Below are 21211 nucleotides of genomic sequence, written 5' to 3'. Positions count from 1 at the left end.
CATCGCATAATCACTGTTATGGATAGGGAGTAAACGTATGGTCTTCGACTTACCTGCACCAGAACAGCAAGGCTCCAAGTCATTGGTTGGCAGTATTGCGGCTCGGCGCAGCGTGAGGGAGTACACGAATGCACCGCTCCCTATCGGTGTTTTGTCTCAATTGCTTTGGTCGGCCCAGGGCGTAACAGGGCTGGATAAAAAAAGAGCAACGCCATCGGCAGGTGGATTATACCCGCTGCACCTAAAAATTTTGGTGCAACGGGTATCGGAACTTGAGCCCGGTATCTATGAGTATCAGGCTGATAACCATTCGTTAAAGTTAATTGGGAACCGTGTTCCGGAAGGGGCAGTGCAAGCGCTAGGGATTGGCGATCAACCATGGTTGAAAGAAGCGGCTCTCATCATCGGAGTTGCCGCGAAACTGGGAGAGGCAATTCAGCACTTTGAAGCTCAGCCACCCCAGGGAGCGCGCGGCGCTCGCTATGTATATATGGAAACTGGTGCTCTAGCACAAAATGTCCACCTTCAGAGCACTGCTCTCGGAGTTGGTTGTGTTCTAGTGGCAGGTTTCGACGATCCAAGGGTGAAAGAAGTATTGAGATTGCCTGCGGACTTGGACCCTACTGCGTTGCTTTGCATTGGGCAGCGGCGTGCCTGATAGAGGAGCCGTCATTCATGTTCTCTGCTGAATTCTTGCTTACCTCGTTGGTTGTCGTACTTATTCCAGGCACAGGTGTTATCTTTACCGTTTCCATTGGCTTAATGTATGGGCGTCTGGCAAGTCTCTATGCTTCTCTCGGCTGTACACTTGGTATTGTGCCGCACCTGCTGGCTACTGTTCTGGGCCTGGCGGCCATCATGCATACGAGCGCGATAGCATTTCAGGTACTCAAGTATGCGGGTGTCGCGTATCTTCTTTACCTTGCCGTTGTTACTTGGCGTGATCGAAGCGCTTTCTCTGTTCATGAGGTGAAGCGAAAGGGCGATGCCGTTTCGCTTATGAGCAAGGCGTTTCTGCTGAATATCCTCAACCCCAAGCTGACCATTTTCTTCTTGGCCTTCTTGCCGCAGTTCGTTGCAACTGACGCCCAGTCATCATTAGGACAATTGTTCGGGCTGAGCGCTATTTTCATGGCGATGACATTTGTTGTCTTCGTCATCTACGGGCAGCTTGCCCATGCGTTTAGAGCAGCCGTTATTGAGTCACCGAAGATTCAGAATTGGTTGCGCAGAAGCTTCTCAGCGGCGTTCGCGGGATTAGGCTTACAGCTCGCTCTGACTGAGCGGTAAGGTTTAATAATTCATTTAAACCGATGCCGCAAAGCAGTTCGGTTTAATTCAGCGCTAGGTACAAAGAGAGAAGGGATGAGCGCGATACGAATAATGATCTTCGGAGGCCTTGGCGCAGGTAAATCCAGGTTGGCTCTTAGACTGTCGAGAGTTCTTGACATAGCTGTTTATTGTGTTGATGAGGCCGTTCATGACGAGAAGGGGAAGCTTCGGCCAAACTCTGAAATTGATTGCACAGTAAGGTCCTGGGCATCAAAACATCAATGGATCATTGAAGGAGGAAACTCCAGAACCTATTCGGATAGAGCATCTAGAGCTACCGTTCTTGTATGTATGAAGCCGCCACGTTGGCTAAGAGTCTATCGAGTAGCTATTCGAGATAAGCTTAATTTTTCATCGCTTTATTGGTCTTTTATGTATGATGAGGTGTTTGGGTTTAAAGATGATCTAACCTTGAACTCAGTAGGAAGAGATATTGACATCTATATGATTAGAACAAATAAAGGTGCAGATGAATTATTAAAAATACTGGCGCGGAAAAATTGCTCTTCATTGCTATGAATGAATAATACGCTGTGGTCATGGGTATAAAATGTTCAGTGTGCGAAATTAAGGAGCACCAAATTGGCCAGCATGTTAGAGAAAGGAAAAGAAATTCTATCCCAGCAGCCCTTCAGCTTGCTGTTGGGTGCAAACTTGGAAGTATTTGAAACTGGCTTTGCTGAAATAAGCCTTAAAATGAGAGAAGAGTTTAAGCAAAACAACGGTTTTGCGCATGGTGGTATCGTTAGCTATTTGGCTGATAACTGCATCACCTTTGCTGGCGCGTCAGTACTAGGAAGCTGCGTTACCTCAGAATACAAAGTAAACTATGTCCGGCCTGCTGTCGGAGATCGGTTGGTTGCTAGATCTACAGTTTTATACTCAGGTGAGCACCAGTCTACTTGTGAGTGTAAAGTATACTCGCAAGGAAATGGCGAGGAGAAGCTGGTTGCGGTTTCTCTTGGAACCATAAGCAAGACCGGTGCGTTGTAATCTAACCATTCATTCCGAAGGCCAGCTTACAACATGCACATTTTTTGTGTGGTCGCTGTGCTCCTAGCTGTGCACAAAAAAAACTGCACATTGCAGGCTGCCCTTACACTCAGCTTTAGCCATTGGAAGGAGGAATTGAGATGTGTGAGACTCTAGAGAAAAGCGTTTCGTTTCGCGTGGCCACTCGCCAAGATCTGCAAGCTATCGTTCAGATGCTAGCCGATGATAGCCTTGGTCTAAAGCGTGAAGATCCTTCAAGTCCTCTGTCTCGTTCCTATCATATGGCCTTCGAAGCTATCGATGCTGATCCTAACAATGAGTTGGTAGTTGCAGTTACAGATCATCATATTGTGGGCGTGCTTCAAATTACCTTCATTCCATATCTAACCTACCAGGGGGGATGGCGAGCACTGATAGAGGGCGTTCGCGTATCCAAGGAAATCCGGTCATCTGGAATTGGTCGCGCTATGTTTGAGTGGGCCATAAATCGCGCTAAAGAAAGAGGGTGTGTTCTGGTTCAGCTCACAACTGACAAGTTGAGGCCGGATGCATTACGCTTTTATGAGGGCTTTGGCTTTGTAGCGTCTCACGAAGGAATGAAACTCAAGCTGTAATCCTACAAGCAGACGAGGATTCTTTAAGGCCTCCCAATGCTTGGCCTCTTTGGTTAATAAAAACGTCAATGCGACCTGGCTGCTTTAAATCCAGCTGTTTACGCTCATCGTTCAGCTTCTCCCTTGACCGCCTACAGAAGATATTTGAGTACACATATGGCCTTTATTGAACCCGTCACCCTATCTGCGCGCGGCGTAAAAATCGTGCCACTTACACTCAACCACGAAGCCGGTCTGCGCGCTGCCGCAGCGGACGGGGAGCTATGGAACCTGCGCATTACATCGGTACCAGCGCCTGACGAGACGCACCGCTATATTGATACTGCTTTGAAAGCCCGAGAGGAAGGCCACCGCTTTGCCTTTACCGTCATTGAAGAGGCCAGTGGTACGGTGCTTGGCTCTACTAGTTACCATGATATTTTGCCTGACGTAAAAAGAGTGGAAATTGGCTACACGTGGTACGCCAAGCGAGTGCAGCACACGCATGTCAACACCACTTGCAAGCTGCTGCTATTGACACACGCTTTCGAGACGCTGGGATGTAATGTAGTCGGCTGGCGTACTGACAACTTCAATTTTGCCAGTCAGCGTGCAATTGAGCGACTAGGCGCGAAAAAGGACGGCGTGATCCGTGGCAACGTGTTGCGCCGAGACGGTACTATTCGCGATACGGTGATGTATAGCCTGCATAAGGGCGAATGGCCAGAGGTGCGTGCGCATCTCGACTATCTGTTGAGCCGACCCCGCACGTAGTGAGGAAAGCGTCGTGGCTTAGTCATGCTTAAACGCCATACAAGCATGATTGGATCCGTTTATTCTGGTGTTATGGCACGTGTTGAGGAGGTGGTATGTCGTTCGAAGAGTTACGGTCTGAAGTGCATAAAACTTACATGGAATACTATGTTGCTGGGTTTAAGAGCAACGACGTAACGCTGATCGATAAAATGGTCAAATATCCAATCGCATATATTAAAAATGGCTCGGTGACAATGTGTGATTCCTATCCGATAGATCCCAAAAGCCTTAAAAAAGAAAAGGGTTGGGATCATTCTGTCGACTGGAAGTTTGAGGTGACAGCTGTCAATGATAGTGAGGCTCATGCAGTTGCCTCTGCTGTCAGATGCAGAAAAGATGGTTCAAAAATTGAGAGTGTTCATGGGTTCTATGCTTTCACCAAGACGGCCGATGGATGGAAAATGTATGCCGTTGCGGATACTACCTTTTGATCATAACAATGCGCAGCAGTGCGCGGCTTGCATCCAATGTGCGTCTTTGACAGAGCATCGCTTTGCTTCAAATTAAGTTTCTAGAGTCACAGTTTTCAGGTAATAAGGATCGTTAATGAAGAAAATGTTTCTAACTTCATCGTTTGCGGATGGCGGATCTATTTTTAAAATTTACCGGGGGGAAATGCGCTGGCAAAACGGCTACCTTCATTCCTACTGCGAGCCTCGTGGAAGAGGTGAGGTTTTATGTGTCCGCTGGCAAGGAAGCCCTCGAAAAGCTGGGTGTTATCGTTGATGAGCTTGAAATTTCAACGGCGTCTAAAGATGAAATAGAGAGCAAGCTTCAAAAAATGATTATATCTATATCACTGGTGGAAATACTTTCTTTTTACTTCAAGAGCTAAAAAGAACAGGTGCAGATAAAGCCATAATAGAACAAATAAATTCAGGGAAGATGTATGTAGGTGAGTCAGCCGGTTCTATTGTTGTGTCGCGCGATATTGAGTATGTGAAGGACATGGATGATTTTACGGCAGCACCTAACGTAGGCTCTTTTTCCTCGCTAGGTCTCGTTGATTTTTATCCAGTCCCACACCATACCAACTTTCCATTCAAAGAATCCGTTGAGAGCATCATCTCCAGTTATAAAGAGAAAATAGGCCTTTGTCCAATTAGTAATGCACAAGCAATTATCGTAAATGATAATAAGTTTGAAGTATGGCCTGACGAGGCTTAACAAATCTTAATAAAGCGAAACAGCACGTGGCTTACGGCCTCCGAACGCTTCTAAACTGCGCGACGCAGTGCTTGGCATTATAAGTATCCATATGGGTAAAAGGAGTCGTAAGTGTTTGAGGTAAAAGCAACCCAACATGTGCTGGCGGTTAACGATCTTGAGAAGACCGAGAGTTACTTGCTCGACAAACGTTCGACGCAGCGGGCCGATATCCCCTCTACCAAGCCCTGGCTCAACATTTAACCATCGATCCAACAAACTATCTGCCGCGCCCATACCTTAAATGGAGAGTCTAATTTTGAGCTATCTTGGTGGATGTTGCTGAGAAACCTCGTAGCTATTTTGGCTTTTGACGGTTAAACACGATCAGAACTGAAGGAGAGACACATGGTAACCAACACAGAGCTTCATGGGGCTTGTCTTTGCGGGATTGTCAGCGTCACCGTTACCACCAAAAGTAACCATGTCGGCGTTTGTCACTGCTCGATGTGCAGAAAGTGGGGTGGGGGGCCGCTGTTTGCGGTGGAGTTTGCCGGTGATGTGGATTTTAACGGCTCGGAGCATATAACTACCTTCAGTTCCTCAGAATGGGCTGAGCGTGGTTTCTGCCAACAGTGTGGCACCCACCTTTTCTATCGCTTAAAGCAGGGTGGACATTACGCGCTTCCCGTTGGCCTTCTTGATAGCGCGGATGATTGGAAAATAACCGAACAGATATTTATCGACCAAAAGCCCCTTACTATTCACTAGCAGAAAAAACCAAGCAACTGACGGGGAAGAAGTGTTTGCTCAATTTGGGGAGCAGTAGAGGCTCAGTTCATGGTGCACCAATTCCACTCTCTTACTAATGCTGGCTTGAACCGGAGCTTGGGTTTGCCAAAATGAGGGTTATAACCGGCATCACTTGACTTGGCAAGGAGAGAGCCTTCATCAGCGGGCGCTACGTAATGTGTGGTAATCGACGGGGGAGCTTATGAGCGACAAGAGCAGAATCAGCTTGCAGTGCGTGGTGGGCGATATCGCTCGACAGTCCGATGTAGATGCCGTGGTTAATGCCGCCAATGCACAATTGAGAACCGGTGGGGGCGTTGCCGGGGCACTTCATCGCGCTGCTGGGTCCGGCTTGGCCGAAGAGGGGCAGTCAATGGCGCCCATCAACCCGGGCCAAGCGGTACTCACCGGCGGTCATAATCTGCCCAACCGCTGGGTGATTCACTGCCTGGGCCCGGTATACGGCGTCGACAAGCCGGAGGATCAACTGCTGGCGGACTGTTACCGCAATGCGCTGAAACTGGCCGACGAGCACGGTATTGAACGGCTTGCTTTCCCGGCACTGTCTACCGGTGCTTTCGGCTACCCGGCGGAAGAAGCCGCTCAGGTGTGTGCGGCTACCCTCGAAGCCATACTGCCCAGCTTGCATAAAGTGCGCCTGATCCGCTTTGTGCTGTTCGACGAAGCAGCCCGGCATACCCTCCACCAAGCTCTGGCTCAACGCTTAACCATTGATCCAGTAGACTAGCTGTAGCGCCAATTGTTTAGCTGACGCATGCATGAGAGCTGAGTGGAGGCTGCTGCTTCTGCTTAGTAGGGGGCAGCTTTAGCACCGCTGCGCTGCCGCGGGTGCACTTGAGCTTATTTTATAGCACTATCACGCCGCGTATTCTCCAGTTCCTCAATCATTCGGCGCGCTGCATTAGAAAGCGTTCGATTGGTATGCACCAAATAGCCCAGCGGTCGGTAAATAGGCGGGGTGTCTACCTTTAGCTCTACCAGTTCGCTGTCGATCATCTTTTCCGGCAGCAGGCTCCAGCCTAATCCTACGCTGCACATCATTTTTAGCGTTTCTAAATAGTTGGTCGCCATGCTTACAGGCAATTGAAGTCCAGCTTCGTTAAAACGTTTCGCAATAAGTGACCCTGTAAAGGTCTTCGCCCCCGGCATTACACAGTTGAATTCACACAGGTCGGCCAATGACCGGAGGCTTTGAGGTGCCGGGTCTTGGTTGGCAAGTGGGTGGTCAATCGCACAGGTAAAACAGAGCCGATCACGCCAAAGCTCTACGACCTGCAGTTGTTCATGAGGGTGGGGGGCGAGAGTCACCACCGCCATTTCCAGAGTGCCATCCAGCACCCCCTGGTAAGCCTGCTCAGAATCCAGAAAGTGCAGGTCGAGTTCGACTTCCGGATGGCGCTGAGTGTACTGCTTTAATAGTGGTGGTAAGCGGTGCAGGCCAATATGGTGGCTGGTGGCCAGGGTAAGCTTGCCGCCCACTTGGCCAGAAAGGTTGGCTAGTGCCCGGCGGCTGTCCTCAACGGTAAACAGGATGCGCCTCGCTTGGGGCAGTAAGACATTACCGGCTTCGGTTAGCGCAATACGCCGACCAATGCGGTCAAACAGCCGTGCACCTACCTGAGACTCCAAGGTAGCGATGCGTTTGCTAACGGCGGGCTGGGTAAGATAAAGCTGCTCCGCCGCGCGGGAGAAACTTTGCGTATCGGCGACAGCCAGAAAGGCTTGTAGGCTTTGGGTATCCACTTACGAATCCTTGATTAAGTATTCCTGTTTGGAATCTAATCTATGAATAACATGAATTGCTTTTATGCGCGAGTCGCGTAACACTCGTGCTATCGCCATATAAGCAGCACGAAGAGGCTGCCATACCGAACTAGCAGGGCACTGCCCAGGAGAGCCACATGTCAGGTCAAACCCTTTACGACAAACTCTGGAACCAGCACTTGGTCAAGCAGCGCGACGACGGTACTGCCTTGATCTACATCGACCGCCAACTGCTTCACGAGGTGACTTCGCCTCAAGCGTTTGAAGGCCTGCGTTTAGCTAATCGCAAGCCGTGGCGTTTAGATGCCAACTTGGCCACGCCCGACCATAACGTGCCGACGACCATTAAAGAGCGCGCCGAGGGCAACAGCGGTATTAAAGACCCGGTGTCGCTGATTCAGGTGCAAACCCTGGACGACAACTGCCTTGAGTACGGCATCGAAGAGTTCAAAATCAACGACCCGCGCCAGGGCATCGTGCACGTAGTGGGCCCCGAACAGGGCGCAACGCTGCCAGGAATGACCGTGGTGTGTGGCGACTCCCACACCGCGACCCACGGTGCCTTTGGCGCTTTGGCCCACGGTATTGGTACCTCGGAAGTCGAGCATGTAATGGCGACCCAGTGCTTGCTGGCGCAAAAAATGAAGAATATGCAGGTGCGCGTGGAAGGTGAGCTTGGCCTGGGCGTAACAGCAAAAGATGTGGTGCTGGCGATTATCGGCAAGATTGGCACCGCTGGCGGTACCGGTTATGCCATTGAATTTGCCGGTAGCGCGATTGCTTCGCTCTCTATGGAAGGGCGCATGACCGTGTGCAACATGGCCATTGAAGCGGGCGCACGGGTTGGTTTGATCGCCGTTGACGACACCACGATTGATTACCTCGCCAAGCGTCCTTTCGCGCCCACGGCAGAGCAGTGGGAAGCCGCCGTGGCAGATTGGCGCAATCTGGTGTCTGACGACGATGCGCAGTTCGATAAAGTTGTTACTTTGCAGGCTGAAGAGATCGAGCCACAGGTGAGCTGGGGCACCAGCCCGGAAATGGTCACCGGTATTTCCGGCCAAGTGCCTGATCCCAGCGCTGCGCTGGATGAAACCGTGCAGCGCAGCCACACTCGTGCCTTAGAGTACATGGGCCTTCACGCCAATCAGAAAATCACTGATATCAAGCTGGATAAAATCTTTATCGGCTCCTGCACCAACTCGCGCATTGAAGATTTACGCGAAGCCGCCAAAGTCGCCAAAGGTAAGAAAGTGGCTGATTCCATCAAGCTGGCCATGGTGGTGCCGGGTTCTGGCTTGGTGAAGCGTCAAGCCGAGGCGGAAGGTTTGGATAAGATCTTTATTGAAGCAGGTTTTGAGTGGCGAGAGCCGGGCTGCTCCATGTGTTTGGCCATGAACGCGGATAAGTTGGGTGCCGGTGAACACTGCGCTTCGACCTCTAACCGCAACTTTGAAGGGCGGCAGGGCTACGGTGGCCGCACCCACTTGGTCAGCCCCGCTATGGCAGCGGCAGCGGCAATCGCCGGTCACTTTGTTGATGTCCGCAGCTTGCCCGCTAACGACGCCACTCACGCTCAGGAGGCCTAAGCCATGAAAAAATTTGAACGTTTTGAAGGTGTGGTTGCGCCCCTTGATCGCGCCAACGTCGATACCGATCTGATTATCCCGAAGCAGTTTTTGAAATCAATCAAGCGCACCGGCTTTGGCGTTAATCTGTTTGACGAACTGCGCTATTTGGATGAAGGCCAGCCGGGGCAGGACTGCTCACAGCGCCCGCTGAACCCTGATTTTGTCTTGAACCAGCCGCGCTTCAAAGGCGCGGAAGTGTTACTTGCGCGGCGCAACTTTGGCTGCGGCAGCTCTCGTGAGCACGCGCCTTGGGCGCTGGAAGATTTCGGTTTCAAGGTAGTGATTGCGCCTAGCTTTGCCGATATCTTCTACAACAACTCGTTCAAGAACGGCATTTTGCTGATTACCTTCCCAGAAGACGTGGTCGACCGCCTGTTTGCTGAGGTAGAAGCCAACGAAGGCTACCAGTTGGATGTGGACTTGGAGAACCAGCGGGTCATTACTCCCAGCGGTGAGATTTTAGAGTTTGAAGTGGATGAGTTCCGCAAACACTGCCTGCTGGAAGGGCTGGACGATATTGGCCTGACGCTAAAAGACGAAGACGCCATTCGTGCTTTTGAGCAGAAACATAAAGCCGCGCGTCCCTGGTTGTTCCGGCAGTCTGCGTAAGTATTTTTGAGATCTCCCAATGCGTGGGCAAGGGCAGGTCGACGTCACACAGGCCTGCCGTTGACCCTAAGTTATTTAGTTGTAAGTGCTAAGGATTCAGCATGACTCATAAGGTATTACTGCTGCCGGGTGACGGTATTGGCCCCGAGATTGCCGCCCAGGCGGCACGTTTGTTGAAGGCGTGCCAAGAAGCGGGCTTGGATATTGAAGTGGACGAAGGTTTGGTGGGCGGCTCTGCCTATGATGTACACGGCGAGCCGCTGCCCGCGGAAACTTTGGAGAAAGCCAAAGCCGCTAGCGCTATTTTGCTGGGTGCCGTGGGTGGCCCAAAGTGGGACAAAATTGAAGACCTCGCCAAGCGTCCTGAAAAAGGCCTGCTGGGGCTGCGTAAAAACCTTGGATTGTTCGGCAATCTGCGCCCGGCAATGCTCTACCCGCAGTTGGCCAGCGCCTCTAGTCTGAAGCCGGAACTGGTGGCTGGGCTAGATATTATGATCGTCCGCGAACTCACCGGCGGTATCTACTTCGGCCAGCCCCGTGGCATTGAAGTACGAAATGGCGAGCGGGTCGGTTTTAACACCTATATCTATTCTGAAAGCGAAATTGAGCGTATTGGCCGCGTCGCCTTTGAAATGGCCCAGAAGCGTGGCAAGAAACTTTGCTCAGTAGATAAAGCTAACGTGCTGGAAGTGACCATCTTGTGGCGTGAAGTGATGGAGCGTTTAGCGCCGGAATACCCGGACGTTGAGCTTTCCCATATGTACGTTGATAACGCTGCCATGCAGCTGGTGCGCGCACCCAAGCAGTTTGACGTGGTGGTGACTGGCAATATGTTTGGCGACATTCTCTCTGACGCTGCCGCTATGCTGACCGGTTCCATTGGTATGCTGCCTTCTGCTTCGCTAAACGAAAGCGGGCAGGGCATGTACGAGCCATGCCACGGTAGCGCGCCGGATATCGCCGGTCAGAATGTAGCTAACCCACTGGCCATGATGCTTTCGGTAGCCATGATGCTGCGTTATTCGTTGGGTGAAAATACCATGGCGGAGCGTATTGAAGCCGCCGTCGGCAGCGTGCTGGATGACGGTCTGCGCACTGCGGATATTGCCTCTGAAGGTATGCAGACTATCGGCACTGATGCCATGGGCGATGCGGTGTTGGCTGCGTTTGCTAAGCAGTGAGTAAAATCGTCGGGCTACGCCGGCGATAGGTCTACGAGGGGGCGCTGTAAACCCCTCCCTGGGCGCTACATTTGCCACTGACCGCCATGGATGGCGGAAATGCCGTGATTGCATGGACGCATTTCATGGCCATGGCAAATGACCCCCTCTATGACCTATCCCCGGCGCCTTTGTTTGCTCAGCCATTAACATTAGCCGTTCAGTGCGGCTTCAAAATCACCGTAAAGAAGTGTGTATAATGTGAGTACTCATTCTTTGCAGGAGGACTTCATATGTTGAAAGTCGGTTTCGTGGGATGGCGTGGCATGGTGGGCTCAGTGCTGATGCAGCGCATGCAGGAAGATGGTGATTTCAACGGCATCGAGCCGGTGTTCTTCACCACCTCCCAGGTAGGCCAGCCCGGCCCCGACATCGGTGTCGACGTACCTCCGCTGAAAGATGCCTTTGATATTGAAGCGCTCAAAGCGTTGGATGTTGTTGTCACCTGCCAGGGCGGTGACTACACCAAGCCAGTTTATAAAGATCTTCGCAGTGCAGGTTGGAAGGGCTACTGGATTGACGCCGCCAGTACCCTGCGCATGGAAGATGAAGCGACTATCGTGCTGGATCCGGTCAACCGCAAGGTTATCGATGACCAGCTAGCCAAGGGCGCTAAAACCTTTGTGGGCGGCAACTGTACCGTGAGCCTAATGCTGATGGGCTTGGGCGGTCTGTTTGAAGCCGATATGGTCGAGTGGATGACCTCCATGACCTATCAGGCGGCTTCTGGTTCGGGCGCTAAGCACATGCGTGAGCTGCTCAACCAAATGGGCCAACTGCGCGACAGCGTCGGCGAAGAGCTAAAAGATCCGTCAAGCGCGATTCTGGATATCGACCGCAAAGTAACGGCTGCCATGCGCAGCGGTGACTTCCCGACCGATAACTTTGCCGCGCCGCTGGCAGGTAGCCTGCTGCCGTGGATCGATACCAAGCTGGATAACGGCCAGAGCCGCGAAGAGTGGAAGGGCAGTGTTGAGACCAATAAAATTCTCGGGCTCGACAACAACCCGATTCCCATCGATGGCCTGTGTGTGCGTATCGGTGCGATGCGTTCGCACAGCCAGGCGTTCACTATCAAGCTGAAGCACGATGTGCCGCTTGATGAGATCGAAGATCGCATCGCCAAGCACAACGAGTGGGTCAAGCTGATTCCTAACGATAAAGACGCCACCATTGCCGGCCTAACGCCTGCGGCTGCTACTGGCACGCTGCAAGTGCCGGTTGGGCGCCTGCGTAAACTGCAAATGGGCGGCGAATACCTCTCAGCATTTAGCGTGGGTGACCAGTTGTTGTGGGGCGCCGCAGAGCCGCTGAAGCGTATGTTGAAGATTCTTCGCGAACAGTAATTGTTTATTGTTGTACGCCAGTCGAAAACGGGAAGCTGTTCGCAGCTTCCCGTTTTTTTTGCGGCTAGTCATCTTGATAGTGGGAATAACGCCGTTATTTCGTTAAGTTATGACAAAAAAGACTTAGTAAAATTATTTGGTATCAGTCGTTAAAAGTAAGTAGGTGATCAGGGAACATTCATGAAAAAATCACTGACATGGATTACATGGCTCTCGTTGAGTGCAGTAAGTCCGATTGCGCTGGCCGTTGGTTTTGGGCAGGCGAGTGTCAGCTCATATCTGGATGCGCCTTTGGATGCTTCGATCCCTCTACTCGAAAGCAGTGATTACGCCCTCGACGAGATTCATATCAGCGTTGCCGAGCCACCAGCCTTTGCCTCAGCAGGCCTTGAGTGGACGCCATTAGCGGACAGCGTGCGCGTCCAGATTCAAGAGCAGCAGGGGCGCCGACAGGTACGCTTAAGCTCTGATAAAACGATCCAGGAGCCCTGGCTTGATTTGCTGTTAACGGTGGAGTTGCCAGACGGGCAGCAGTTTTGCGACATAACGCTACTGTTTGATCCCCAAGGCTATGCTCAGAATCAAGCGCTTGCTCAAAATGCTGCCCCCAGCTCGTCAGCAGTAAGCAGTGCCGTCACGTCTCCGCTTGCTCAGCCCAGTTCGACGCCGCCATCGAGTGCCTATGTGGGGAGCGGCGATACCCTATGGAGCGTTGCCGAGCGTATTAAACCTGACGAGGTGAGCGTACAGCAGATGATGGTGGCGCTGCTGGAGGCCAACTCAGAGGTCTTTCCATCGGGCAATATAAATGACATGCGTGCAGAGCAAACGCTTCGGGTACCTAATACTGAACGCATTCTGGCGCGCTCTCACGGTGATGCCGATGCTGCTATCAAAGCGATGAATGAAGCCTGGCAGCAACGCCGCAATGGCTCATTGCAAGCAGTGGCGCTACCGAAGGTTGAAGCCGCCACGCCTGTTTCTGCTACTTCCATAGCCGCCGACCAAGCTGGGGTTGAAGAGGAAGTCGACGAGCCTGAAGCATTATCTCGTTCGGAACTGACCGAGCAACTGCACCTAAGCCAAACGACATTACAGCAGGTTCTCGAAGAACGTGAGCTGATGCGCGCTGAGCTTGACGAGCTGCGTGGTGGGGTTGCCTCCTTAACGCAGGCGCTAAGCGATACGTTGGCTGCTCAAGAGCCACCTCCAGCGCCACTCATTGCTAGCATGGATGAGACGAAGAGCCCGGGTGTGGCTGGCTTAATTGAGCGCTACCAGTGGACGTTGGCTTTGGCCGCCATCACACTGCTGCTAGTGCTGTTGGCATGGTTACGTAAGCGCCGAGAGGAGACCTGGGAAGACATTTCGCTGGCTGAACCCGTGGTTAAGCCAGCGGCTTCGCCTCGCGTAGAACCCAAGGCTGAGAACGATGCTCTTGCCACTAACGCCGCACCGACATTAGATACCGATCAGTGGCTGGTCGACGATCAAGGGCAGACGCCGTCGCAAGACGACACACTACGCTATGAAAAAAGTCAGGCATCGGGACTCGCTGAGCAGGGGCGCCAGCGACGGTTAGGGCTACATGCTGTTGCCGCTGACAGTTCTCAAAATGTCTCTTTAGTACCGCCGCCGAGTTCTATGCCCATGAGCCAATGCTGGCTTCTATCCGTGCCGGTATGCCTGCCTCTGAGCCTGCGGCTGCTAATGCTCATGTGCAGCAAACCGACAAGCCTTCTGAAACAGCTGAGGATCCAGGCCATCGCTTTATCGATTACCACCCGCCGATCTTAAACAGCGCCTCACCCACCCATGATGGTCAGCGCACCGAGACCCCAATGCAGCCCACGGTGGAGTTCTTCAGTGAGTCGCATGCCGAACCGGTGCCTCCCGCGAAACAGCCACGTAGGCCAGTTGAAGAGGAATGGGAAATTGAAGAGGTAGCATTCAAGCCTCGAGGCCTGGATAATAGCGATCCTTCAAAATCTTCAAAATGATGTGGCTTGATGACGCTGTTCTATCACTTCGATGAGAAAATTCCGCTTACCGGCCGCTTGGCAATGGGTATCGAGTACGACGGTACCCGCTACTGCGGTTTTCAGCGCTTAAACCACGCCGCATCGGTTCAGGCATCGTTAGAGGATGCGCTGTCCAAGGTGGCCAATGAGCCTATCCGGGTGAATGCCAGCGGGCGCACCGATTCGGGGGTGCATGCGACCCGTCAGATCGTCCATTTTGACCCGCCGGTAGGGCGCTCCGAAAAAGCCTGGATCTTTGGCGCTAATACCCATTTGCCCCGTGACGTTGCTGTACGCTGGGTGAAGCCAGTGGGCGATGACTTTCATTCACGTCTATGCGCCCTGGGTCGCCGCTACCGCTACGTGCTGCTGAACCAGATCAGTCGCCCGGTATTGGAACGGGCCAATGTGACCTGGTGCCGTGACCCGTTAGACGCCGATGCCATGCACCGGGCCGCCCAGGCGCTGGTAGGCGAGCACGATTTTTCCAGCTTCCGTGCCGCTGGGTGTCAGTCCAAAACCCCCTGGCGACATATGCACTTTGTGGACGTAAAGCGCTACGGCCAGTTGGTGATGATCGATATTCAAGGCAACGCGTTCTTACACCACATGATTCGCAACATTGCCGGGGCGCTGGTGAGCGTCGGACGTGGTGCCCAGGATGAAGCTTATATCGGTGAACTTTTAGCGCTTAAAAACCGTCGCAAAGGGGATGTGACGGCACCCGCCTGTGGGCTGCATTTTGTCGATTCGGTCTACGATGAGCGCTTTGATCTGCCTAAAGAGCCGTTGGGGCCGCATCTGCTCTCATTTACTGGCGAGTGGACGGGAGAGCGCGAACTTCCTGATACGCCACGTGTGGCCTATCGACGCAATCGCTCGTTGTGTAACCCGGCAGCCACCCCTAAACAGGAGGCGTCGTCATGAGTGCTGCTCCGCAAACCCGCACCCGAATAAAGTTCTGTGGTTTTACGCGTGGTGAGGATATTGACCTCGCCGTGGCGCTGGGCGTGGATGCTTTGGGTTTCGTGATGTGGCCAAAAAGTGCGCGCAGCGTGAATGTCGAACAACTGGCGGCGCTCTCTGCCCGCGTGCCTGCCTTTGTGACCCGCGTGGGGCTGTTTGTCGACCAGCCTGCTGAGCTCATTGAGCAGTGCTTGCCCTATCTCGATATGCTTCAGTTTCATGGCAATGAAACACCCGATGAGTGCCAGCGCTTTTCGCTACCCTGGATGAAAGCGCTGCGCATGCGCGATGAGATAGATCTTACCCATGAGGCAGAGCGCTATCATCATGCTCAGGCGCTGCTGCTAGACGCGTATCGACCGGGGACGCCGGGGGGCACGGGAGAGACCTTTGATTGGTCTAGAATCCCCGCAAATCTTGCAAAACCTGTTATCCTCGCCGGTGGGTTGAGTGCTGATAACATTGCTGACGCTGTGCGTCAGGTAGCGCCTTATGCAGTGGATGTGTCCGGCGGTATTGAAGCTTCCCACGGCTGTAAAGATGCTGACAAGATGGCGTCTTCGTGCGTCATGTGGCGTTAGCCGACACCCGCTAGCGCTCGCCGCATAAGTTTATGTGAGCCTAGTTTTTGTGTAATTTATGCGTATTGCTTATGGGTATTTTATCGAGCTACGTGTTTACGTCGATTCATTTATTGTTTGCCTGCTCTGGCGATCTTGTGAGGTATCCCTGTGACTGTTTCTGCGACGCCTACACCAAAAACCAAGTTCAGCGATCTGACCCGAATGCCGGATGCCCGTGGTCATTTTGGCCCTTACGGCGGTCGGTTTGTGTCAGAAACCCTGAGCTTTGCGTTGGAAGAGTTGGAGAAAACGTACTTAAGCCTGCGTGATGATCCCGACTTTCAGGCCGAGTTTGACTACGATCTTGCCCACTATGTGGGGCGTCCATCACCGCTCTACCACGCCAAGCGCTGGTCGGCGAGCCTTGGGGGTGCTCAGATTTGGTTGAAGCGGGAAGATCTGAATCACACCGGCGCTCACAAGGTAAACAACACCATTGGTCAGGCCCTGCTGGCCAAAAAAGCGGGCAAGCCACGTATTATCGCTGAAACCGGGGCGGGCCAGCATGGCGTCGCCTCGGCGACCGTTGCTGCTCGCTTAGGGCTTGAGTGCGACGTGTATATGGGGGCTGAAGACGTCCAGCGCCAAAAGCTAAACGTTTACCGTATGCGCCTATTGGGCGCTCGGGTCATTCCGGTAGAGTCCGGTACCCGCACTCTCAAAGACGCCATGAACGAGGCGCTGCGTGACTGGGTCACCAACGTTGACAACACCTTCTATATCATCGGTACCGTGGCGGGCCCGCACCCTTATCCGCTGCTGGTGCGCGATTTCAACGCGGTGGTGGGGCGTGAAGCGCGCCGCCAGTCACTGGAGCAAATCGGCCGTCTACCTGACGCATTGATTGCCTGCGTGGGCGGTGGCTCTAACGCTTTGGGGCTGTTCTACCCCTTCGTGGAAGATGACGACGTGGCTATGTATGGCGTGGAGGCCGGTGGCGATGGCGTCGAAACCGGCCGCCACGCGGCGCCGCTGTCATCCAATGCGCCGCGCGGCGTACTCCACGGTAATCGCACCTACTTAATGTCAGATGAAGCCGGGCAGGTGTCGGATACGCACTCCATTTCAGCTGGCCTGGATTATCCTGGCGTAGGCCCCGAACACGCGCTTTGGAAAGACGTGGGTCGGGTCTCCTATGTGGCCGCTAACGATAAAGAAGTGCTCGAAGCGTTTCGCGAACTGACCCACATGGAAGGCATTATGCCGGCCCTTGAGTCGGCCCATGCGCTGGCCCATGCCAAGGTATTGGCGCCTACCATGCGTCCTGACCAGCATATCGTGGTCAACCTCTCCGGGCGTGGCGACAAAGACATCATGACCGTAGCTAAGATTGATGGCATCGAATTTTAAGGTCAGCTTTTTTTAAGGGCGAGCATGAACCGTATTGATCAGCGTTTCAGTGAACTTAAGCAGCAGAGCCGCAAGGCCCTGATTCCTTACATCACCGCAGGTGATCCAGCACCTCAGTACACCGTTGGTTTTATGCATGCTTTGGTGGAAGCAGGCGCCGATGTGATTGAGCTAGGCGTGCCTTTTTCCGACCCCATGGCGGATGGCCCGGTGATTCAAAAAGCCTGTGAGCGTGCGTTAAAGCAGGGCACACGGCTGGTCGACCTTATGCAGATGGTCAAAGAGTTCCGCCAAACCGATACCACCACACCGGTTGTGTTGATGGGCTACTTGAATCCGATTGAACGAATTGGCTACGAAAACTTTGCCGATCAAGCTGCCAGCGTGGGCGTTGATGGTGTGCTGATTGTAGATATGCCGCCTGAAGAGGCCGAAGAGATTGGGCCACTGCTAAAATCGCGGGATTTAGCGGCGATTTTTTTGGTTGCGCCTACCACTTCTAACCAGCGTGCCGCTACAATATGCGCCCATGGCGAGGGCTACCTCTACTACGTTTCGCTGAAAGGCGTGACCGGTGCCGCCACCCTGAACGCAGACGATGTGGCCGAGCACTTGGCGCCGCTGCGGGGGATGACCGATTTACCGCTATGTGTTGGTTTCGGTATCCGCGATGGCGTGACGGCCGCTGAAGTAGCTAAAGTCGCCGATGGTGTGATTGTAGGTAGCGCTTTGGTTAACCGCATCGCTGAAAGTGTCGATGCGCCGGAAACCATTGCGGGCCAGTTGAAAAGTGTATTAGCAGAGATGCGTACGGCGATGGATGCCTAAAGCGAATTGCTTTATCGCCTATACTGAATAGATTCATGACACTCATCGAGCCTGGTTCTGCCAGGCGTTGACGTATAACGGAAGCCTTTTTGATATGAGCTGGTTAGACAAGATCGTACCCTCCATGGGTCGCATCCAGCGTAAAGACCGTCGCGCTAGCGTGCCCGACGGCCTCTGGCGTAAATGTCCCAAGTGCGAAGCGGTTCTCTACCTCCCTGAGCTAGAGAAACATAACAGCGTCTGTCCCAAGTGCGATCACCATCTGCGCTTGACGGCACGCAAACGCTTGGACTGGTTCTTGGATAAAGCAGAACGCCAAGAGATCGCGGCGGAAATCGAACCCAATGATCGGTTGAAGTTTCGCGACTCTAAAAAATACAAAGACCGCCTGACCGCGGCGCAAAAAGATACTGGCGAGAAAGATGCGCTGGTCGCAATGCGCGGTGAGTTGGATGGTCTTCCGGTCGTTGCCGTTGCCTTTGAGTTCACCTTTATGGGCGGCTCAATGGGGGCAGTGGTCGGCGAGAAATTTGTTCGCGCCGCTACCGTGGCGCTGGAAGAGAACATCCCGTTAGTGTGCTTTGCCGCCTCCGGTGGGGCACGTATGCAGGAAGCGCTCTTCTCGTTGATGCAGATGGCTAAAACATCCGCTGCGCTTGAAAAGCTCAAACAAGCGGGTGTGCCGTATATTTCTGTGCTTACGGATCCCGTCTTTGGCGGTGTTTCAGCCTCACTAGCCATGTTGGGTGACTTGAATATTGCCGAACCCAATGCCTTGATTGGTTTCGCCGGCCCGCGGGTCATCGAGCAAACGGTACGTGAAACCTTGCCAGAAGGGTTCCAGCGCAGCGAGTTCCTGCTTGAGCACGGTACCGTCGACATGATCGTTCATCGTCATGAAAGCGTGCCCGCGTGGGTAGTGTACTGCGTAAGTTAACCCACCACGACGCAACGCCGGTGAGTTCGACCAATCCTGATGATGCTGAGGTCGTTGAGCCTATCGTTGAGGAAGATAGCTTGGCGGAAACCACTGACGTCACGTTCGAGAAAGTTGAGGCGCCTAAGAAGGACACCGCTTTCGTTAAGAGTGATGACCATTCGCGCAATGCCTGACTCTCTACAGACACCTTCTTTGCCGCTCTACTCTTTGCAACAGTGGCTCCAGCATTTGGAAACGCTGCATCCGGTAGGGATTGATATGGGCCTGGAGCGGGTCTCGCAGGTGGCTAAACGGATGGGGCTGCTTTCAAGCCCCATCGCCCCTCGCATTATTACGGTAGCAGGCACCAACGGCAAGGGCTCAACCCTTGCCATGATTGATAGCGTTGCCCGTGCCCATGGTTGGCGAGTGGGTACCTACACTTCCCCCATTTATTGCGCTACAACGAACGCGTTAAAATCGATGGTCAGGAAACCGACGACCAACTGCTGGTGCAAGGCTTTGAGCAGGTTGAGCAGGCGCGATTGCAGGGCAGTGAAATCAGCCTGACCTATTTTGAAGCGGGGACACTGTGCGGGCTGTGGTGCTTGTCCAATGCAAAGCTTGATCTTGCGGTACTAGAGGTGGGGCTGGGTGGTCGCCTTGATGCGGTCAATATTATTGATGCGGACGTGGCCATTGTTACCACTATTGCTCAGGATCACGCTAACTTTTTAGGCACCGATTTAGCCCAGATTGGGCGTGAAAAAGCCGGCATTTTTCGCGCCAATCGTCCCGCCGTGCTAGGTAGCCAAACGTTACCCTCCAGTGTCGCTGAATGTGCTCAGGTGCTGGCGGCGCCTATATTTTGTTTGGGCCAGCAATTTGCCCATCAGGCGATGGCCTCTGAGCCTTCGCAATGGCGCTGGCAGGGGCAGCATCCGGATGGTCAACGCATTGTTATTGACGAGCTTCCCGAGCCGGGGCTGCCTATCGATAACGCCGCCACTGCTTTGCAGGCGCTTGTGCTTGCAGGGCTTGGGTTGGAAGCGGTGCGCGTGCAAGCTGCGTTGAGTTCTGTTCAGTTGCCGGGGCGGCTGCAATGGATTGGGCCTTGGTGCCTGGATGTAGGTCATAATCCTCATGCTGCCGAGTATGTCGTTCGCCATTTGCCGCAACCTCCGGAAGGTGGTCGGCAGTGGGGCCTTATTGGCATGTTGAATGATAAGGATATTGACGGTGTCATACAGACGTTAGCGTCTCGCATTAGTGATTGGGTGTGCGTGTCGTTGAGCGGAGAGCGAGGTTGCCAGGCAAGCGAGTTGTCGCAACGTATTATAGCTCAGGGAGGGCGGGTGCATTTTAGTGCTGATTCGCCGCAAGCAGGCGTCGATTGGCTCGCTAACATGTTAACGCCCAATGATCGTGTCTTGGCCACCGGGTCGTTCTTTACAGTAGCGGCACTGTTAGCTCGGCCACTGCCAACAGGCGCTGCGTCGCTTGATGGAGACGGAAATGAAATACGGTAAAACGGAACGCATTAGCGGTATTGTGATTCTGCTCGCGCTACTGGCGATCTTTGTGCCGTGGCTAATGAGCGACCCCGCACCAAGGGAAGAACGTCCCCAGCCGAACTTTGTGATCGAGCAGCCCGTTGAAGTGGAGCGCCGTGACGTTCCTGCACCGGAAAGGCCTTCAACCATCGGCGAGCCGTCTCTATCGTCAGCGCCCCGTAATGAAGAGGGCGATATGCCTATTGACGTCGATCCGAGGTTGCCGGAAACCGATCAAATTACTGCTGCTAATCAGTCGCCCTCGAGTCCCGAGGCGGCGGGATCCAGTGAACCGGATGAAGAGCCGGCGACCTCCGATAGCGACCCTATTGCTGACCTGATTGCCAGCAATAGTGGCAGCGGTCAAAACAGCAGTGAAGGCTCTTCACAGGGCTCTTCACAACGTTCATCGCAAAGCTCCTCATCTAGCTCATCCACCCCCTCAGCAAGTGCTCAGGGAGAGTGGGCGGTGCAAGTCGGCAGCTTTGGAGAGCCCGGTAATGCGCAGCGCCTTAGCGAGCAGCTTTCGGGTGAAGGGTTTACTGTTTATCAGCGTGAGCGCGATAACAATATGACCACTGTCTTTGTGGGCCCTTATGCCACTTCTGAGGAGGGGGAGTCTGCCATGTCCTCGATTAAAGAGCGGGCCAATGTGCAGGGCCTGCTTGTTCGGGTAAGAGACTAAACG

20 protein-coding genes and 4 pseudogenes are annotated in these 21211 nt (G+C 53.4%); 23 read left to right on the top strand and 1 reads right to left on the bottom strand.

Annotated features, from left to right (window positions below; translation table 11 throughout):
* Nucleotides 1–37: 37 nt before the first annotated feature.
* From FDY98_RS13655 to FDY98_RS13605, 11 genes and pseudogenes are all read left to right on the top strand, one after another.
* Entirely contained in the window at nucleotides 38–658 is a 621-nt protein-coding gene (locus FDY98_RS13655; RefSeq protein WP_051430463.1) for a SagB/ThcOx family dehydrogenase, read from the top strand.
* A 17-nt stretch (nucleotides 659–675) separates the two neighbouring features.
* Entirely contained in the window at nucleotides 676–1290 is a 615-nt protein-coding gene (locus FDY98_RS13650) for a LysE family translocator (protein ID WP_027957494.1), read from the top strand.
* Between the two features lie 75 nt (nucleotides 1291–1365).
* On the top strand, nucleotides 1366–1851 hold the full coding sequence (locus FDY98_RS13645) for a hypothetical protein (RefSeq protein ID WP_027957493.1): 486 nt from the start codon (nucleotides 1366–1368) through the stop codon (nucleotides 1849–1851).
* A 72-nt stretch (nucleotides 1852–1923) separates the two neighbouring features.
* Entirely contained in the window at nucleotides 1924–2325 is a 402-nt protein-coding gene (locus tag FDY98_RS13640) for a PaaI family thioesterase (RefSeq protein ID WP_027957492.1), read from the top strand.
* Between the two features lie 140 nt (nucleotides 2326–2465).
* Nucleotides 2466–2939 (top strand): GNAT family N-acetyltransferase, encoded by a 474-nt coding sequence (locus FDY98_RS13635; RefSeq protein ID WP_027957491.1) that lies wholly within the window; start codon nucleotides 2466–2468, stop codon nucleotides 2937–2939.
* A 156-nt stretch (nucleotides 2940–3095) separates the two neighbouring features.
* Nucleotides 3096–3692, top strand: a complete 597-nt coding sequence (locus tag FDY98_RS13630; protein ID WP_027957490.1) for a GNAT family N-acetyltransferase — start codon at nucleotides 3096–3098, stop codon at nucleotides 3690–3692.
* A gap of 95 nt (nucleotides 3693–3787) precedes the next feature.
* Complete coding sequence (locus FDY98_RS13625) at nucleotides 3788–4165, top strand: hypothetical protein (RefSeq protein WP_027957489.1); 378 nt, start codon at nucleotides 3788–3790, stop codon at nucleotides 4163–4165.
* A 149-nt stretch (nucleotides 4166–4314) separates the two neighbouring features.
* A pseudogene (locus FDY98_RS29520) lies at nucleotides 4315–4901 on the top strand (peptidase E).
* A 111-nt stretch (nucleotides 4902–5012) separates the two neighbouring features.
* A complete protein-coding gene (locus tag FDY98_RS28095; RefSeq protein ID WP_269318443.1) occupies nucleotides 5013–5144 on the top strand; it encodes a hypothetical protein in 132 nt (43 codons plus the stop codon).
* Nucleotides 5145–5288: 144 nt separating this feature from the next.
* Complete coding sequence (locus tag FDY98_RS13610) at nucleotides 5289–5651, top strand: GFA family protein (protein ID WP_340146555.1); 363 nt, start codon at nucleotides 5289–5291, stop codon at nucleotides 5649–5651.
* Between the two features lie 223 nt (nucleotides 5652–5874).
* On the top strand, nucleotides 5875–6420 hold the full coding sequence (locus FDY98_RS13605; RefSeq protein WP_022523211.1) for a macro domain-containing protein: 546 nt from the start codon (nucleotides 5875–5877) through the stop codon (nucleotides 6418–6420).
* Nucleotides 6421–6533: 113 nt separating this feature from the next.
* Here FDY98_RS13605 and FDY98_RS13600 read toward each other — a convergent pair whose 3' ends face one another.
* On the bottom strand, nucleotides 6534–7436 hold the full coding sequence (locus FDY98_RS13600; RefSeq protein WP_027957487.1) for a LysR family transcriptional regulator: 903 nt from the start codon (nucleotides 7434–7436) through the stop codon (nucleotides 6534–6536).
* Between the two features lie 158 nt (nucleotides 7437–7594).
* Here FDY98_RS13600 and leuC point away from each other — a divergent pair, with 158 nt between their 5' ends.
* From leuC to FDY98_RS13540, 12 genes and pseudogenes are all read left to right on the top strand, one after another.
* Entirely contained in the window at nucleotides 7595–9046 is a 1452-nt protein-coding gene (leuC, locus tag FDY98_RS13595; protein WP_009286959.1) for a 3-isopropylmalate dehydratase large subunit, read from the top strand.
* Nucleotides 9047–9049: 3 nt separating this feature from the next.
* The gene (leuD, locus tag FDY98_RS13590; RefSeq protein WP_027957486.1) at nucleotides 9050–9697 is read left to right on the top strand and encodes a 3-isopropylmalate dehydratase small subunit; all 648 of its coding nucleotides are present in this window, start codon (nucleotides 9050–9052) and stop codon (nucleotides 9695–9697) included.
* 101 nt (nucleotides 9698–9798) lie between these two features.
* Nucleotides 9799–10878 (top strand): 3-isopropylmalate dehydrogenase, encoded by a 1080-nt coding sequence (leuB, locus tag FDY98_RS13585; protein ID WP_027957485.1) that lies wholly within the window; start codon nucleotides 9799–9801, stop codon nucleotides 10876–10878.
* 272 nt (nucleotides 10879–11150) lie between these two features.
* Nucleotides 11151–12263, top strand: a complete 1113-nt coding sequence (gene asd, locus FDY98_RS13580; protein WP_022523215.1) for an aspartate-semialdehyde dehydrogenase — start codon at nucleotides 11151–11153, stop codon at nucleotides 12261–12263.
* A gap of 180 nt (nucleotides 12264–12443) precedes the next feature.
* Nucleotides 12444–14060, top strand: coding sequence for a type IV pilus assembly protein FimV (locus FDY98_RS13575; RefSeq protein WP_340146554.1), 1617 nt, complete (start codon nucleotides 12444–12446; stop codon nucleotides 14058–14060).
* Nucleotides 14061–14272: 212 nt separating this feature from the next.
* Nucleotides 14273–15211 carry a tRNA pseudouridine(38-40) synthase TruA gene (gene truA / locus FDY98_RS13570; protein ID WP_022523217.1) on the top strand — a complete coding sequence of 313 codons (939 nt, stop codon included), beginning with the start codon at nucleotides 14273–14275 and terminating at the stop codon, nucleotides 15209–15211.
* Nucleotides 15208–15845 (top strand): annotated as a pseudogene (locus FDY98_RS13565) (phosphoribosylanthranilate isomerase). The gene truA and the pseudogene FDY98_RS13565 overlap by 4 nt, the downstream one beginning before the upstream one ends.
* Nucleotides 15846–16035: 190 nt before the next feature.
* On the top strand, nucleotides 16036–17223 hold the full coding sequence (gene trpB / locus FDY98_RS13560; protein WP_196518257.1) for a tryptophan synthase subunit beta: 1188 nt from the start codon (nucleotides 16036–16038) through the stop codon (nucleotides 17221–17223).
* Nucleotides 17224–17247: 24 nt separating this feature from the next.
* Nucleotides 17248–18051, top strand: a complete 804-nt coding sequence (gene trpA, locus FDY98_RS13555; protein ID WP_155705910.1) for a tryptophan synthase subunit alpha — start codon at nucleotides 17248–17250, stop codon at nucleotides 18049–18051.
* A 94-nt stretch (nucleotides 18052–18145) separates the two neighbouring features.
* Nucleotides 18146–19164 (top strand): annotated as a pseudogene (gene accD, locus FDY98_RS13550) (acetyl-CoA carboxylase, carboxyltransferase subunit beta).
* Nucleotides 19157–20499: pseudogene (gene folC, locus FDY98_RS13545) on the top strand (bifunctional tetrahydrofolate synthase/dihydrofolate synthase). Before accD ends, folC begins: the two co-directional pseudogenes overlap by 8 nt.
* A complete protein-coding gene (locus tag FDY98_RS13540; RefSeq protein WP_155705909.1) occupies nucleotides 20486–21208 on the top strand; it encodes an SPOR domain-containing protein in 723 nt (240 codons plus the stop codon). Before folC ends, FDY98_RS13540 begins: the two are co-directional and overlap by 14 nt.
* The last annotated feature ends 3 nt before the right edge of the window (nucleotides 21209–21211 follow it).

It is taken from the genome of Halomonas sp. PA16-9 (assembly GCF_009728585.1).
GTDB classification, from domain to species: domain Bacteria; phylum Pseudomonadota; class Gammaproteobacteria; order Pseudomonadales; family Halomonadaceae; genus Vreelandella; species Vreelandella titanicae.
The sequence above is the reverse complement of the archived record's forward strand: the minus strand, read 5'-3'. Positions and strand labels throughout refer to the sequence as shown.

Bases quoted from the DNA above. Each gene is read 5' to 3' on its own strand.
- FDY98_RS13655 (WP_051430463.1), top strand. From the start codon at position 38: ATGGTCTTCGACTTACCTGCACCAGAACAGCAAGGCTCCAAGTCATTG.
- FDY98_RS13650 (WP_027957494.1), top strand. From the start codon at position 676: ATGTTCTCTGCTGAATTCTTGCTTACCTCGTTGGTTGTCGTACTTATT.
- FDY98_RS13645 (WP_027957493.1), top strand. From the start codon at position 1,366: ATGAGCGCGATACGAATAATGATCTTCGGAGGCCTTGGCGCAGGTAAA.
- FDY98_RS13640 (WP_027957492.1), top strand. From the start codon at position 1,924: ATGTTAGAGAAAGGAAAAGAAATTCTATCCCAGCAGCCCTTCAGCTTG.
- FDY98_RS13635 (WP_027957491.1), top strand. From the start codon at position 2,466: ATGTGTGAGACTCTAGAGAAAAGCGTTTCGTTTCGCGTGGCCACTCGC.
- FDY98_RS13630 (WP_027957490.1), top strand. From the start codon at position 3,096: ATGGCCTTTATTGAACCCGTCACCCTATCTGCGCGCGGCGTAAAAATC.
- FDY98_RS13625 (WP_027957489.1), top strand. From the start codon at position 3,788: ATGTCGTTCGAAGAGTTACGGTCTGAAGTGCATAAAACTTACATGGAA.
- FDY98_RS13610 (WP_340146555.1), top strand. From the start codon at position 5,289: ATGGTAACCAACACAGAGCTTCATGGGGCTTGTCTTTGCGGGATTGTC.
- FDY98_RS13605 (WP_022523211.1), top strand. From the start codon at position 5,875: ATGAGCGACAAGAGCAGAATCAGCTTGCAGTGCGTGGTGGGCGATATC.
- leuC (WP_009286959.1), top strand. From the start codon at position 7,595: ATGTCAGGTCAAACCCTTTACGACAAACTCTGGAACCAGCACTTGGTC.
- leuD (WP_027957486.1), top strand. From the start codon at position 9,050: ATGAAAAAATTTGAACGTTTTGAAGGTGTGGTTGCGCCCCTTGATCGC.
- leuB (WP_027957485.1), top strand. From the start codon at position 9,799: ATGACTCATAAGGTATTACTGCTGCCGGGTGACGGTATTGGCCCCGAG.
- asd (WP_022523215.1), top strand. From the start codon at position 11,151: ATGTTGAAAGTCGGTTTCGTGGGATGGCGTGGCATGGTGGGCTCAGTG.
- FDY98_RS13575 (WP_340146554.1), top strand. From the start codon at position 12,444: ATGAAAAAATCACTGACATGGATTACATGGCTCTCGTTGAGTGCAGTA.
- truA (WP_022523217.1), top strand. From the start codon at position 14,273: ATGACGCTGTTCTATCACTTCGATGAGAAAATTCCGCTTACCGGCCGC.
- trpB (WP_196518257.1), top strand. From the start codon at position 16,036: ATGCCGGATGCCCGTGGTCATTTTGGCCCTTACGGCGGTCGGTTTGTG.
- trpA (WP_155705910.1), top strand. From the start codon at position 17,248: ATGAACCGTATTGATCAGCGTTTCAGTGAACTTAAGCAGCAGAGCCGC.
- FDY98_RS13540 (WP_155705909.1), top strand. From the start codon at position 20,486: ATGAAATACGGTAAAACGGAACGCATTAGCGGTATTGTGATTCTGCTC.